Annotated in this window: 17 protein-coding genes; 8 read left to right on the top strand and 9 right to left on the bottom strand. The window is 37.0% G+C overall.

Annotated elements, in window-relative coordinates; genetic code table 11:
* Nucleotides 1-95: 95 nt before the first annotated feature.
* From hisB to hisZ, 4 genes are read right to left on the bottom strand one after another with little or no spacing between them, the layout of a single operon-like run.
* A complete protein-coding gene (gene hisB / locus CIL05_RS05680) occupies nucleotides 96-680 on the bottom strand; it encodes an imidazoleglycerol-phosphate dehydratase HisB (RefSeq protein WP_095654556.1) in 585 nt (194 codons plus the stop codon).
* Nucleotides 673-1,953, bottom strand: a complete 1,281-nt coding sequence (gene hisD / locus CIL05_RS05685) for a histidinol dehydrogenase (protein ID WP_095654557.1) — start codon at nucleotides 1,951-1,953, stop codon at nucleotides 673-675. The genes hisB and hisD overlap by 8 nt, the downstream gene beginning before the upstream one ends.
* A gap of 6 nt (nucleotides 1,954-1,959) precedes the next feature.
* Nucleotides 1,960-2,586 carry an ATP phosphoribosyltransferase gene (hisG, locus tag CIL05_RS05690; protein WP_095654558.1) on the bottom strand — a complete coding sequence of 209 codons (627 nt, stop codon included), beginning with the start codon at nucleotides 2,584-2,586 and terminating at the stop codon, nucleotides 1,960-1,962.
* Nucleotides 2,583-3,830 carry an ATP phosphoribosyltransferase regulatory subunit gene (hisZ, locus tag CIL05_RS05695; RefSeq protein ID WP_095654559.1) on the bottom strand — a complete coding sequence of 416 codons (1,248 nt, stop codon included), beginning with the start codon at nucleotides 3,828-3,830 and terminating at the stop codon, nucleotides 2,583-2,585. The genes hisG and hisZ overlap by 4 nt, the downstream gene beginning before the upstream one ends.
* A gap of 113 nt (nucleotides 3,831-3,943) precedes the next feature.
* Here hisZ and CIL05_RS05700 point away from each other — a divergent pair, with 113 nt between their 5' ends.
* The 4 genes from CIL05_RS05700 to murB all read left to right on the top strand — a co-directional run bounded on the left by CIL05_RS05700 (nucleotide 3,944) and on the right by murB (nucleotide 7,136).
* Nucleotides 3,944-4,744, top strand: a complete 801-nt coding sequence (locus CIL05_RS05700; protein ID WP_095654560.1) for a histidinol-phosphatase HisJ family protein — start codon at nucleotides 3,944-3,946, stop codon at nucleotides 4,742-4,744.
* 95 nt (nucleotides 4,745-4,839) lie between these two features.
* Nucleotides 4,840-5,220 carry a YbaN family protein gene (locus CIL05_RS05705; RefSeq protein ID WP_095654561.1) on the top strand — a complete coding sequence of 127 codons (381 nt, stop codon included), beginning with the start codon at nucleotides 4,840-4,842 and terminating at the stop codon, nucleotides 5,218-5,220.
* Between the two features lie 14 nt (nucleotides 5,221-5,234).
* On the top strand, nucleotides 5,235-6,047 hold the full coding sequence (locus CIL05_RS05710; RefSeq protein WP_095654562.1) for an alpha/beta fold hydrolase: 813 nt from the start codon (nucleotides 5,235-5,237) through the stop codon (nucleotides 6,045-6,047).
* A gap of 183 nt (nucleotides 6,048-6,230) precedes the next feature.
* Entirely contained in the window at nucleotides 6,231-7,136 is a 906-nt protein-coding gene (gene murB / locus CIL05_RS05715) for a UDP-N-acetylmuramate dehydrogenase (RefSeq protein ID WP_439144827.1), read from the top strand.
* Nucleotides 7,137-7,379: 243 nt separating this feature from the next.
* Here murB and ehuA read toward each other — a convergent pair whose 3' ends face one another.
* The 4 genes from ehuA to ehuB form a co-directional block, all read right to left on the bottom strand.
* Nucleotides 7,380-8,150 carry an ectoine/hydroxyectoine ABC transporter ATP-binding protein EhuA gene (gene ehuA / locus CIL05_RS05720; protein WP_095654564.1) on the bottom strand — a complete coding sequence of 257 codons (771 nt, stop codon included), beginning with the start codon at nucleotides 8,148-8,150 and terminating at the stop codon, nucleotides 7,380-7,382.
* A 2-nt stretch (nucleotides 8,151-8,152) separates the two neighbouring features.
* A complete protein-coding gene (gene ehuD, locus CIL05_RS05725) occupies nucleotides 8,153-8,866 on the bottom strand; it encodes an ectoine/hydroxyectoine ABC transporter permease subunit EhuD (protein ID WP_095654565.1) in 714 nt (237 codons plus the stop codon).
* Nucleotides 8,863-9,525, bottom strand: coding sequence for an ectoine/hydroxyectoine ABC transporter permease subunit EhuC (gene ehuC, locus CIL05_RS05730; RefSeq protein ID WP_095654698.1), 663 nt, complete (start codon nucleotides 9,523-9,525; stop codon nucleotides 8,863-8,865). Before ehuC ends, ehuD begins: the two co-directional genes overlap by 4 nt.
* A gap of 136 nt (nucleotides 9,526-9,661) precedes the next feature.
* On the bottom strand, nucleotides 9,662-10,600 hold the full coding sequence (gene ehuB, locus CIL05_RS05735; protein WP_095654566.1) for an ectoine/hydroxyectoine ABC transporter substrate-binding protein EhuB: 939 nt from the start codon (nucleotides 10,598-10,600) through the stop codon (nucleotides 9,662-9,664).
* 503 nt (nucleotides 10,601-11,103) lie between these two features.
* Between ehuB and CIL05_RS05740 the strand changes: the two genes are divergently transcribed.
* Genes CIL05_RS05740 through CIL05_RS05750 form a run of 3 tightly spaced genes read left to right on the top strand, consistent with a single transcriptional unit; the run spans nucleotide 11,104 to nucleotide 12,683 of the window.
* The gene (locus CIL05_RS05740) at nucleotides 11,104-11,526 is read left to right on the top strand and encodes a GNAT family N-acetyltransferase (RefSeq protein WP_095654567.1); all 423 of its coding nucleotides are present in this window, start codon (nucleotides 11,104-11,106) and stop codon (nucleotides 11,524-11,526) included.
* Nucleotides 11,527-11,539: 13 nt separating this feature from the next.
* Nucleotides 11,540-11,701, top strand: coding sequence for a YtzI protein (gene ytzI / locus CIL05_RS05745; protein ID WP_095654568.1), 162 nt, complete (start codon nucleotides 11,540-11,542; stop codon nucleotides 11,699-11,701).
* Nucleotides 11,702-11,705: 4 nt separating this feature from the next.
* Nucleotides 11,706-12,683: a Gfo/Idh/MocA family protein gene (locus CIL05_RS05750; RefSeq protein ID WP_095654569.1), complete on the top strand. Its 978-nt coding sequence runs from the start codon at nucleotides 11,706-11,708 to the stop codon at nucleotides 12,681-12,683.
* A gap of 41 nt (nucleotides 12,684-12,724) precedes the next feature.
* Here the strand turns inward: CIL05_RS05750 and CIL05_RS05755 are convergent, their stop codons facing one another.
* The gene (locus tag CIL05_RS05755; protein ID WP_095654570.1) at nucleotides 12,725-13,291 is read right to left on the bottom strand and encodes a M15 family metallopeptidase; all 567 of its coding nucleotides are present in this window, start codon (nucleotides 13,289-13,291) and stop codon (nucleotides 12,725-12,727) included.
* A 282-nt stretch (nucleotides 13,292-13,573) separates the two neighbouring features.
* Between CIL05_RS05755 and larE the strand changes: the two genes are divergently transcribed.
* On the top strand, nucleotides 13,574-14,407 hold the full coding sequence (larE, locus tag CIL05_RS05760; protein WP_095654571.1) for an ATP-dependent sacrificial sulfur transferase LarE: 834 nt from the start codon (nucleotides 13,574-13,576) through the stop codon (nucleotides 14,405-14,407).
* Nucleotides 14,408-14,485 lie beyond the last annotated feature (78 nt).

Genomic DNA, 14,485 nt, shown 5'->3' on the forward strand with positions numbered 1-14,485 from the left:
TCAAGGACAAAACTCAAACTGTCCAATAGATACCGCAGGACAGGAATGCTCCACTACGAAAATTAACGGCCTTCAAAATTTACGAAAAAAGCCTTTTATAAAGATCCTTTAGTAGACGGCACCCCTTTAATACGTGGGTTCTTCATGCTTGCTTGATCCAGTGCACGGCCAAATCCTTTGAAAATAGCTTCAATAATGTGATGTGTATTTTTTCCATACGTCAGATTAATATGGAGTGTAACCTTGGCGTTACTTGCAAAGGCCTGAAAGAATTCTTCCACCAGCTCTGTATCAAAGCTGCCCACCTTATCCTTTAATCCCTCCACATGATAGACAAGGTATGCACGTCCACTGATATCAAGGGACACATTAGCTAACGCTTCGTCCATTGGGGAAGTAACAGTTGCATAGCGATTAATACCTTCCTTTTCCCCGAGTGCCTGATTAAATGCCTGCCCCAGTGCGATGCCAATATCTTCGACAGAGTGGTGCTGATCGACTTCCAGGTCACCATTACAGGTAACTTCCAAATCGAATAATCCGTGTTTTGTCATCAATATCAGCATATGGTCGAAAAAGCCAATACCTGTATTTATAGATGAGGAACCACTTCCGTCAATTGTAAGATCTAAATCTATTGCTGTTTCTGATGTCTTTCTGTTTATCTTATAATTACGCATTGGATTCACCCCTTCTTACTTGAATGGAATTTGCATGTGCTGTTAAGCCTTCCGTATTTGCCAGATTAATAATTGACTCGGAAGCATTTTGCAGAGCCGCTTCGGAATAGCTGATAATACTGGACTTTTTGACAAAATCATAAACACCAAGCGGGGACGAAAAAGCAGCAGTTCCATTTGTTGGCAAGGTATGATTTGGCCCTGCAAAATAATCGCCCAATGGTTCGGGAGAATAATTCCCCAAAAAGATTGCACCGGCATGTTTAATGAATTGTATATTTTCAGTAGGACTTTGAATCATTAATTGCAAATGCTCTGGTGCTAATTTGTTTACGATATCGAAGGCTGCCATCAGATTCTTAGCAATAATTATTCTGCCGTTTAGTTCCAGTGATTTTTTAATAATATCTTTTCTCTCAAGCCCCGCTGTTTGCTTGTCGATTTCAGCTTTAATGTCTTCAGCTAAGTCCCTGTTTGTTGTTATACATATCGAACTTGCAGATTCATCATGCTCAGCTTGAGAAAGTAAATCAGCGGCTATATAGGCTGGAGGTGCTGTTTCATCTGCTACGATACATATTTCACTTGGACCTGCGATCATATCAATAGCTACATCGCCAAATACCCATTTCTTCGCACGGGCAACAAAGGCATTCCCGGGACCAACAATTTTTGCAACTTTCCCAACCGATTCTGTTCCATATGCAAGTGCAGCAATTGCCTGTGCGCCACCTAATTTATATACAATATCTGCACCGGCCTCTTTAGCGGCAACAAGAACATTTGGATTAATTTTTCCGTTTGATTGTGGTGGGGTAGCTATTGCAATCTTTTCCACACCCGCCAATTTTGCAGGTATTACGTTCATTAAGACAGAAGAAGGATAAGCTGCTTTGCCACCAGGAATATAAACACCGACTTTTTCAAGTGCTGTAACCTTCTGTCCTAACATGATGCCACCTGATTTATTCAAAAACCAGGACTGTTCCTTTTGCGCTTGGTGGAATTCGGAAATATTCTGTTTAGCCTGTTGTAATGCGCTTGAAAATTCGGAAGTGACAAGCTCTCCTGCTTCACTGAATTCTTCTTCTGTTACGATAAGCTTATCTATGTTCACACCATCGAATTTCTCAGTATAACGACGTAAGGCATCATCACCATTTTTCCTTACTTCCTTAATAATTTCCAAAACAGCTTGATCGATATCATGTTCACTCTGTTGTCTAGTATTGTCTTTTTCTAAAGCAAATTGTTCGGCTGTTATTATTTTCATTGATTATCACTCCAGAACTGACTTTAATCTATTGATAAATTGGCGGATATTATCAGATTTAGTAGCAAAACTAGCTTTATTAACAATTAATCTTGTACTGATATCTTCTATTTCCTCTAAAATAGTTAATCCATTTTCATTGATTGTATTACCTGTTTCAACAATATCTACAATATAATCAGCGAGCCCAATTAATGGTGCCAATTCTACGGAGCCATTTAGTTTCACTGTTTCAATCGGTTGGTTTATTTTCTGGAAAAATTTCTTTGCAATCGTCGGGTATTTTGAGGCAATCGTAAGTTTTTGCTTCTTTTCCAGCGTTGAGCCTATTTTCCCTGCAACTACAAATTTACATTTTCCTAGCTTCAAATCAAGCATTTCATAAACATCTGCCTGTGATTCTAAAATGTTATCCTTTCCTACGATTCCAATATCTGCAGCGCCTTTTTCCACATATGTTGGTACATCAACGGCTTTGACAAAAACGACTTTAATCGTTTTATCACTATCATAGAAAACCAGCTTTCTTGAGTCTTCATGGAAATCTTTAAACTGAATACCTGTATTTTCCAAGAGAGTGATGGTGCTTTTTGCAGTCCTCCCTTTTGCTAATGCCAGTGTTATATAACTCAAGTTACCTCTCCTTTCTCATCCCGTAGCAGTTCATAAAGGTCAGCATAGCTTGAGAATTCCGTCTTTTTGCCGTTAAGCAAAAATTGATTCTGATTTTCCTCATAGCTGACAATATATGTCGGGGAAGCTGTGTTATTTGTGTCTGACAATGATGTTAAAACCTGATATCCTGCCTCACGCAGTCTGAATGCGGTAGATAATGCTTCCCGTTGCTTTAGCTTTTCATAATAAATAATCATATCCACTGATGGGTTCTGATCGTCTGACAAACCTTGCTGATTGAGTGCGTGTAATAGTAAATCAACTTCAAAGGCAAATCCAATTGCGGGCATTCCAGTGCCATATTGTTCACCGAGGTTGTCATATCTTCCACCCATTAAAACCGGCTTTCCGACATTGGCTACAAATCCCTGGAAAATAATCCCCGAATAATAATTCATATTGTTAATTAATCCGAAATTAAATACGATGGAATCTTCCACACCATAGTCTTTTATCACTTCATATACTTCGATTAGATTTTGTAACAGTACCTCCATTTCATCGTTTAAAATAATATCTTTGGCCTGTTGGATAACATGGGCTGGATCTCCATACAGTAGTGGAATCATTTGGATGGCCTTTTTCACATCCTCATTTATTGATAAGCTTGTTAGAAATGGTTCCATTTCAACAATGTTTTTTGATTGTATTAAAATTTGCAGCTGATCTATTTCAGCTTGGGATAAGGTTGTTTGTGATATAAGCTCTTTAAAAAATCCCGCATGTCCCATCTCTATTTTAAAATTTGAAAAGTCAAGATCCTTTAGTGTATGAATTGCCAGCATAATTACCTCGGAGTCTACTTCAGGTTTATTTTCTCCAAAATATTCAATACCTGCCTGTGTACTTTCTTTTTCATCAGCCTGTTCAACTGATTGACGAAAAACATCCAACATGTAGAAAAGTCTGAGGTTATCTGATAAATGTTGTTTATTTAATGCTATCATTCTAGTAATAGGGATGGTTACATCTGGACGCAGCACCAATACTTTTCCACCGGAATCTATTACTTTTATCATTTCATCCTTATTTACGGTACCGGAAATGGTAGAATATAAATCATAATATTCAAAGGTTGATGTTCTTACCTGTTTATAGCCGTATGTAGTAAAGCGATTTTTTAATGTTGTTATCAGGTTTTCTCGAATCTGAAAATCTTCAACACTACTGCCATTGTTGGCATCAATCACATAGGGTTGCATGAAATAACTCCTCTCATTTAACGCTTTATCACTTTATCGCTTTAACTAATTAAAGTTATATAGTATTCTAATAATTATAGACAAAAAAGTCAAGAGAAAAAGGAGAATTTAAAATGTTTGATTACCATATTCATAGTAATTTTTCTGCAGATTGTGAAACACCAATGGAAAAAACAATTGAGCAAGCAATTATATTGGGACTTGAGGAAATATGTTTTACAGAGCATATTGATTATGAGTATCCCGATAAATCAATCGTCTTTGAATTTGATTTAGAAGAGTATGATAAGAAAATTAAACAAATGCAATCAAAATATATGGATGAGATCCGAATTAAAAAAGGAATCGAGATTGGGCTCCAACCACATCTTTTAAATAAATATGAAGAACTTTTTAAAAATGAAGTCTTTGATTTTGTCATTTGTTCCATGCATACAACTGAAAAGAAGGATCTTCATTCAGGGGACTTTTTTAAAAATAAAACTGTGGATGAAGCCTATCAAACGTATTACGAGGAATTACTGTATTGTGTGAAAAACTATAAGAATTACAATATCTTAGGACATTTGGATTTGGTGAAACGATATACAAAGCAACAAAGCGAGCATAATTTCCATGATATTATTCAACAAATTTTCCATGAAATTATTCCGAGCGGCAAGGGGATTGAATTAAATACCTCTGGTGTTCGTTATGGAATGGATGGCGGAATGCCGAGCACTGATATTTTAAAATTGTACAAAGAATGTGGCGGGGAAATCATTACACTTGGATCCGATTCCCATGTTGAAACTACATTGGCCTATCAATTTAAGGATTCACTTGATATCCTTCAATCATTAGGTTTTAAGTATATAGCCACATTTAAAGATCGGCAGCCGGAATTTCATGCTATTGAAAAGCTGATCAAATAAAAATTCATACAATATCCTTATTGTTTTGAGGAAAAGCAGGATTATAAGTGCTATAATAGTATAGGAAAATAAAATTATTACAGCTGGTGTTAAACATGGGTTATATAAAAAAGATTTTACTAATTATTGCTGGATCCTTATCCTTAGGACTAGGAGTTTTGGGAATATTTTTGCCGTTATTGCCAACAACCCCGCTGCTTTTATTAGCAGCTGCCTGTTATGTTAGAAGCTCTGAAAAATTATATCATTGGTTAATTACAAATAAATATTTTGGATCCTATATCGAAAATTACCGAATGGGCAAAGGAATACCATTAAAAGCTAAAATTGTAAGTGTAGTTGTGCTTTGGGTTTCCATGCTTTATACGGTGATTTTTGTCATTCCTTTAATATTGGTTAAAATTCTTCTACTTTTAACTGCTTCTTATTTTACATGGTTTATTTTAAAACAAAAAACATTAAGAAAAAATGCATAAACGAGGGGAACATTTTGAAAAAGAAACATATTATCAGTGTTACTACATCCTGCATGATACTTGTTGGTATCATAGCAGTTTTCTATATGCCGAATAAAGCAAAATCCGAATTTTATACAGGACAGCCTACCGTTTTTGTTCACGGCTATAAAGGAACGTCCAATTCCTTCGGCTATATGCTGAACAGATTTGAAAATAAATATAACTGGGGAAATAAAGCATTGGTTTATCATGTCTCCTCAACAGGGAAAATTCGTCAATATAACCTGAACAAAGGGAAGGAAGCACCTACATTTGTCCAGGTAATCTTTGAAAATAATCGTGCCAGTTTTAAGGATAGTACTAAATGGTTAGCTTCTGTCTTAAAACATATGAAAGAGAATTATTTTATTGATTCTGTTAATCTTGTTGGACATTCGATGGGAGGACTTGTTTCATTTAAGTATCTGACGGATTATAACGGCGTGGAATATCCAAATGTTAACAAGCTTATTACAATCGGAAGCCCATTTGATGGAATTTACAGTACGGAATATTTTTATGTTCATCGAGATGCCGGGGCAATGGATTTGAAGCCAGATTCAGCTGCACTCCAACTGTTGCGTAAAAATCCATTCCCGAAAGATGTTGATGTGCTAAGCATAGGCAGTACAGGAGATACGGTTGCTGTGCCAGAAAGTGTACAAACTTTACGAACTATTATACCAAGGAACCAATTACAGGAAATTATGATTGAAAATGAGAAACTGGGTCACAGTGCTTTACATGAAAATAAACATGTAGATAAATTAATTCACTCATTTCTGTGGCAAGATGAGGAAGATTGACTTACAATGTAACAGATAACTTTAATATTTGGCAGTCTTATAAGTATAAAACTTCGTATTTGCATAAGTGCAACTGCAACTGTGGCATCCACCCAAAATTATGGAGGATCCCATGTTTTCTAAAAAACCTATTAGCTAAATAAAATTTTTAAAGGAATGATCTAGGTGATAAATTATCATCATATGTATGAAAAATTAATAAAGATTACACCTGAGAAAAATGTGATGGTGAATGAGCCATTAAAAAATTATACCTATACCCGTCTTGGTGGTAAAGCAGATTTTTTAGTAACACCTGAAACCTATGAGCAGGTGCAGGCAATGGTTGAGCTGGCAAATAAAGAAAAAATTGCTTTTACACTACTGGGAAATGGTTCTAATCTAATCGTAAAAGACGGCGGTATTCGCGGGATTGTAATGAATTTACAAAAATTAACGGAAATCAAAACAAATGAAACAACAATGGTTGCACAAAGTGGCGCAAAAATTATTGATGCTTCACGGGAAGCCTTAAGTAAGAGTTTATCTGGTTTGGAATTTGCCTGTGGTATTCCTGGTTCCGTGGGCGGTGCACTATTCATGAATGCAGGAGCATATGGGGGAGAAGTGAAAGATGTCCTAACAAGTACTAAAGTAGTTAACCGGGCAGGGGAGCTTCTCACTTTAACAGCTGAGGAACTGGATTTAGATTATCGTACCAGTAATATTCCGGATAGAGGATATATCGTGCTGGAAGCTACCTTTTCATTAACAGTCGCTAAATATGAAGACATAAAAGCAATGATGGATGACCTGACATATAAAAGAGAATCAAAACAGCCACTTGAATACCCTTCTTGTGGAAGTGTATTCAAACGGCCACCAGGGTATTTTGCCGGAAAACTTATTCAGGACAGCGATTTACAAGGAAAGCAGATTGGTGGCGCCCAAGTATCGCTCAAGCATGCAGGCTTCATTGTTAACAAAGATAGAGCATCAGCAAAAGAATATATTGATTTGATCCATTTTGTTCAGGATACTGTAAAAGATAAATTTGGCGTGAACCTTGAACGAGAGGTAAAGATTATTGGTGAAGACCTGATAATATGAAATTGTAAGCTGTGACCATCTGGCATAGGTGGTTACAGCTTTTTTGTGTTTAAAGGAACATCGACTCGAGAGCGGGATATCAGCTCGAGAGAAAAGACATCAGCCCGAGAGTGGGAACATCAGCCCGAGAGTTATCCGTTCGGCAACCTGGACAGATGCTCACAAATTGCCCCGATCGAATCTGAGGTAAAACAAAAAAGCACCTCAGGCTTTAGCCTGGGGTACTTTACTTTAAGTGAAAAGTTAACTTCTGAAACGCTTCAGGAAGCTTTGTAATCGTTCGTTTTTAGAGTGCTCAATGACCTGACTTGCTGAACCTTGTTCAGCAATGACTCCCTCATCCAGGAATAATACTTTATCAGCAACATCAAGTGCGAAATCCATTTCATGTGTAACAAGGATCATTGCCATTTCACCATCTTTGGCGATACCACGTATAACCTCAAGCACCTCTCCAACCAATTCCGGGTCAAGAGCAGAAGTTACTTCGTCAAATAACATAACCTTTGGACGCATAACCAATGCACGAGCCATTGCTACACGTTGCTTTTGTCCTCCGGAGAGCTGACTTGGGTAGTTATCCAGTTTATCGCCAAGCCCAACTTTTTCCAGCATCTCGATGGAGTGTTTTTTTGCTTTTTCTTTATTTTCTCCTTTGACATGAATTATTGCTGTCATGCAGTTTTCTAAAATTGTCATATGTGGAAATAGATTAAAGTGCTGGAATACCATGCCAATATCCCCGCGGATTGCCCGTAGATGCTTATCATTTGCATCTACTGTTTTTCCGTTCTTTTCCATTTTCCATAAGTTATTCCCATCGACAATAATATCGCCTGCAGTTGGCTCTTCCAATGTCATAAGCATTCGAATAATTGTTGTTTTACCTGAACCACTAGGCCCGATAATTGCAATTTTCTCGGCTGGTTTGACTTCTAAATCAATACCTTTAAGTACTTTTACATCACCAAATGATTTATGCACATCCTGAAATGTAACTATTGGTTCTGACATTATCATACCGCTCCTTTACTACTGCTGCTATTTACTACTGCTTTTTTATCAAAACGTGTATTCATCTTTACTTCCAGCTTTTTAATAAGTATAGCAGATGGATAACTTAAGATTAAGAATAAGATTGCCACAATGGTTAACGGCTCAAGGTATGCCCAATTCTGTGCACCATAATTGTTAGCCATTTGCAGAATTCCTACCACACCGATTGTTGAGGCCAAAGGAACCTCTTTAAACATAATAATTAGATAGTTTCCCAGCATCGGGATGGTTGGCGGGATTGCCTGTGGAATAATGATTTTTGTCCATTTTTGTCTGGTGGAAAAATTCAATGCTGTTGACGCTTCCCACTGCCCTTTGTCAACAGCGTCAATACCTGAACGATATACTTCTCCTATATACGTGCTGAAATGCAAACCAAGTCCAAGCACTGCACTTGTAAATGGATCCATTGCGAAACCGACTACCGGTACCATTGGCCAAGCATAAAAAATAAAGAAAAGCTGTACAAGTGGTGGTGTGGAGCGAATAAATTCCATTACCCATGTTACTAACCAATTTATCGGCTTGATCGGGATTCGTCTCAGAAATGTCCAGACAAACCCAAATAGTAATGCAAATAAGTAGCAAGCAACAGTCAGTCCAATTGTAATCCATATACCTTCAAGTACAAGAGGGAAGGCTTCAAAGAACGTATCCCAATTCCAATTATTCATTCACTAGCCACCCCTTTCTTCGATATACTCTCCATTTTGCGTGTCAAAAAGATTAATGGAAGTGCAAGAATGAAGTAGAATACCAGAACTAATAAGTATACAGTTGGTGCCTGTGAAAGATTTGAACTTCTTAGAATGTCACCATAGTATAAAATATCTGTCATTCCAATTAATGATACGAGAGAAGTAGCTTTAAGCATTTGGATGAGGTAATTCCCGAACTCAGGCAACATCATTCGAACAGCCTGTGGAAAGATAACAAGTCTCATTCGCTGGAAGCTGGACATATTCAGTGCAGTTGCGGCTTCTGTCTGTCCTTTTGAGACAGAAAGAATTGAACCGCGAACAATCTCGGACATATAGGCACCATAGTTTAAGGAAATTGCCAGTACACCTGCCCAGAAGTCACTGCCCAGATCAATGCCAAATAGAATTGGAAGTGCATAATACAGCCAGAATAGCTGTACGATTAATGAAGTTCCGCGGAATACCTCGACATATAAGCCGGTGAATTTGCGAAGGATAACATTATTTGAAAGGCGGCAGAAACCTGCGATAAATGCAAATAAATAACCACAAACAATAGAGGCCAACAGCACAGTAACCGTAATTTTTATACCCTGCATCAATACCGGAAAAATTTCACTGATTGCACTAATTGTAATCACTCCTTTGCTTCAGTATTAGTCTATTAATCTATTGAACAATGTATGAACGTAAAAATAATTAAAACCATAGGGTCAGCCCCCCTGGGTGAGGGAGCCGGACCCTATGGAGTAGTCAATCCTATTTATCTTACTTAATTTCTCCGCTGCAAATCTTCTCTGCTGTAATTTCCGGGTCATTCACTGAGTTGCTTTCTGCGCTGAATCCATTCTTTTCAAGCATTTCATCAACAGTTCCATCTTCTTTTAATTCAGCTAGCTTTTCATTGTAAGCCTCGCGAAGTTCATCATTGTCCAGATGGAAAGCAGCTGCACCATAGCTTGGAACACCGTCAATATCCGGCTGTTCGAATGACTCTACGAATTCAAGTTGATCAGAACCAGCGGATTCCAGAGCCATTTTGATCGTCATTTCCGTACCGGTAGTTGCATCTGCTCTTCCAGACTCAACTGCTGAGAATGTTGCAGGGATATCCGGAGCACTCTGGATCTGGCTTGGATCTACACCTTCTGATTTCAGGAATTCATTTTCTGTTGCCCCAGCCATAACGGAAACCGTAACATCCGGATTGTCAGCAATATCTGTGTAGCTTTCCAGTCCAAGTGGATTTCCTTTTTGTACAATGAGACCTTCCCCGTATTGCATTTCAGGCTCACCAAATGCTGCGTTTTCACAACGGTCCGGGTTTATTGCCATACCTGCAGTAATGACATCAAATTTACCTGCTTTTAGTCCGGGAATAAGCTGTCCAAAATCAGCAAGCTGAGATTCCATCTCGTCAATTCCCAGTTCGGCAAAAACTGCTTTTGCGATATCAACCGCAGCACCTTTTAGCTCACCGTCTTCTTGATATGCGTACGGCTTTTCATTGGCAAAACCTACCGTTACCGTACCCGCTTCCTGTAATTCTGCTAATACACTGTCAGAAGTGTCCCCACTTTCTGCACTTTCTCCACTTTCATCACTATCGCCACCATCACTGTTTGCAGAATCATCGTCTGAACTGCCACAAGCTGCCAATGCAATGAGGGCAAATAATAGTACTGTTGTAAGTAATAATTTTTTCATTTCTAAATGACCTCCCTTTATATTAGAAACATTTTTTTTAGGTGATATCATGACCAATATACCGGGTATAAATCACCTGTATAAAAAGAAAAAAATTTGAAAGAATCTACGGGGGTAAAACTTTCAAACTCTTACACTATAATGTTATAGATTTATTAATATTCATTCAAACTTAATATTTTTAGATAATTTCCAATTAAATAGCAAATATGGCAGTTAATAGAATTTGACTCACGAATACCAAAAGATGCTACATAATGATCCCATTTCCTTTCATATACAAAGAATTCGCAAAAAACTGATGGAATAAGTACTTTTTAATTAAAGATAGACAAAACAGCTGATAATAAGTACCATTGATATGTATACAACAGAAAGGCATATAGTATATGATACTTGCTATAACAATGCTTCTGCGGAAATATATGGAGGAAAATAAGTGCTTTTTAAAAAGCGATTTATAGGATGATTTATCCATACAATAATGTGTAAGGAGAAATTTGATGTTTAAAATAAGAGAAGCAACAATGGAAGATTATATAAAACTGCAAGAAATTACTAATGATAAAAGTAATATACATATAAAAATGGAATCTACATTAGAAAAGAAGGAACTTGAAGAATTTATCAGATCAAAGAATAATAGAGTTTATATAGTAGAAGATTCAGGAGATCCGGTAGCATTTATCCAGTTTCAATTAAATGAAGATAATATTATTTCCATAGAGAGATTTTCTATAGAAAAAAATTATAAGAAAAAAGGAATTGATGAACACTTATATTCTAAACTGGATCGATTTGCGAATGGGCAAGGAATTACACAAATGGTCGTATATATAGATGCTGAAGATCATACTGTCTATGACTTTTTTGAGCGTAAAGGCTGGAAGCAAGGACAGCAGGAAAATATTTATTATTTGAAGTAAAGAGGGGATTATAATGTCGGTCATCGTTATTGTTGGGATTGTTTCCGTTGTTTTGGTAGCTGGAGTCCTGTTACTGTCAATGTTTACAATTTCAAAAGGTTATACTTTCAAACATTCTGTTGATCCGTTGCCAGGTGAAGCGGGAGCAGAAGAAAATAAGGATAGAAAAGAGTGATGGAATGAAGTTTTCAACAATTGGAACAAGCTGGATCACAGAAGCATTTATAAAAGCAGCACAATATTCAAAAATAGCTGAGCTGCAATCTGTTTATTCAAGGTCAGAAAAGTCGGCTAAGGATTTTGCTGAAAGAAATGGTGCGAAAAACGCTACTACAGATTTGGACGCATTGCTGGCTGAAGAGACAGACTTCATCTATATTGCTTCTCCAAATGGAATGCATTATGAGCACATACTCAAATGCATTGAAAATAAGAAACATGTTTTTTCTGAAAAGCCAATGGTACTTACGGAAAAGCAGTGGAAAGAAGTTAAGGAACTGGCAGAGAAACAAGAGGTATTTGTTTTTGAAGGGTTCAGACATTTATTCTCTCCCAATTATGAAATTCTGAAAAAGTCACTACCTGATGCAGGAGAAATTCGTAGTGTAATGCTGCAATATGTTCAATATTCCTCCCGCTATGATAAGTACAAAAATGGGGAGGAGCCAAATGTATTCACAAAGGAATTTGCTGGCGGTGCGTTAATGGATCTCGGGGTTTATCCGCTAAGTATGGCGATTGATTTATTCGGGGAACCAAAGGCTGTAGATTATTTCCCTGTATTATTATCCAATGGCATTGATGGAAGTGGAACATTAGTAATGACATACGAAGGCTTTATTGTAACTATTTTATGTTCAAAAATAGCCCAAGGGTCAATTCCATCCGAAATTCATGGGGAAGATGGTGCATTAACTATCGACCGTGTTGCTCCAATTGAAAAGTTATCATTTTACAATCGTAAATCGAAGAAAAGTAAAGAGTTGGCAAAAGACCAGTTGGAAAATGATATGGTCTATGAATTAGAGGCTTTTACTAAAATGATTGAACAAAAAGATATAGTCTCTCATGATTTATGGATGGAAAGAAGCAGACTTGTAGCAAAATGGTCAGAACAAGCAAGAAGAAAACAAGGTATATTATTTCCAGGTGAATAATAAAGGATCGCACAGTCTGGTGCGGTCCTTTATTTAATTGCTTACTGATCGGCCTCCTCAATAACGGGACGCAATCCTCTTTGCAGTTGATTTATACTTAAATCGAAGGTCATTTGTAAATGTGGGTAATCTTTGAAATCTTTAAAATCCCCACCCCATTCGAATCCCAGCTCTTTCGCTACCTGAGCTACTTCGAACCAATCAGCCTTCCCATTATTATTTCCATCATAATGAATATCCCAAATAATTTTCCCATCAGAATTTCTAAGGGCATAATCAATGGCTAACCCATAATTATGATAGGATTCACCAGCCTTGGCATATGTGACAATATTACCAGTTCCGGATCTTCCCTGATTATATAATTTGTTCTGTCTGGAAAAAGACCTCATTCCTTCTGTTATAACAAGATCAATATTTATATCAGTAGCTCTATCCAGTAAAATAACTTTATTTTCTTCCACAATTGGATGTAGTTCACTTGGTATTGGAGCATCTTCTCCAGGCTCTGTATATTGGTTGTCCATTCGGTTATATAAAACAATTATAATGATTAAAAATAAAATAATGATGATCCATGTCAGGGTGATTTTTTTGAAGTCTTTCATGTTGTGGGTACTCCTCTTATAAAAATAGCTTATTACACTATATTACCAGAAATAGATTGATCTTTTCTAAGAGTTTTATCATTATTGACTAAGAAAACATAGTGGCAATAAATATCAAATGATTCCTTCTTCGATTGTTGACAATAATTAATTTGGGCAGTAAACTAAATATGAAAGGGTTTTAATAAAGACTTCATGAGGCCAATAGATATATAAAGCGTGATTTATTTCATATAATTTAATCCCTAAATAAGGGAAATAATATAAAGTGAGGCGAGAAGAATGAATATGACAATGAATGAAAAAAATAGCCGTCTAGGTAAAATACTTTCCGGCATGGATCGTGTCATGATTGCTTTTTCCGGAGGTGTTGACAGTTCCTTTCTCTTGAAGCGTGCACAACAGGAATTAGGTGATCAAGTTCTTGCGGTTGTCGTATCATCAGAATTATTTCGCGAGCAAGAATTCGAAGGTGCTATAAAGCTTGCAGAGGAAATGGGTGTAAGTGTTCATCAAACAGAAATAAAAGAGCTTGATAATCCAGCAATTATAGCAAACAATCCGGATAGCTGGTATCACAGTAAAAAAATGCTTTACTTCCATTTGGGAGAGTTAGCTAATGAATTGGATTATCCTTACGTACTTGATGGGATGATTATGGATGATATGGATGATTTTCGTCCAGGCTTAAAAGCAAGAACGGAAGAGGGAGTACGAAGTGTACTGCAGGAAGTTGGATTATACAAAAACGAAATTCGCGAACTTTCAAAAGAGCTTGAACTTCCTGTTTGGAATAAACCCGCATCATGTAGCTTAGCATCAAGAATTCCATATGGTACAAAACTTGATAGAAGCAAAATTGAACAGGTAAATCAAGCGGAACTTTTCCTTGCGAAACTTGGATTTGACATGGTGCGTGTACGATACCACGACAATGTAGCCCGTATTGAAGTAGTACCGGAAAAAATTGCAGATATTCTGAAACATCAGGAAAAAATAAACCTTAAACTTGTTTCATTAGGCTTCTCCTATGTATCTGTGGATTTAAAAGGATATCGAACAGGTAGTATGAATGAAGTATTACCTAAGGATTCATTAGAAGCAGAGATCGTTTAAATTGCTAAAAGCCGTTCAGCGTTAGAGCTGAACGGCTTTTATTTAATTATTGTTTATGGGTGTGTATCATCTTTTCAT

The organism is Virgibacillus profundi, assembly GCF_002287375.1.
Taxonomy (GTDB): domain Bacteria; phylum Bacillota; class Bacilli; order Bacillales; family Amphibacillaceae; genus Virgibacillus_K; species Virgibacillus_K profundi.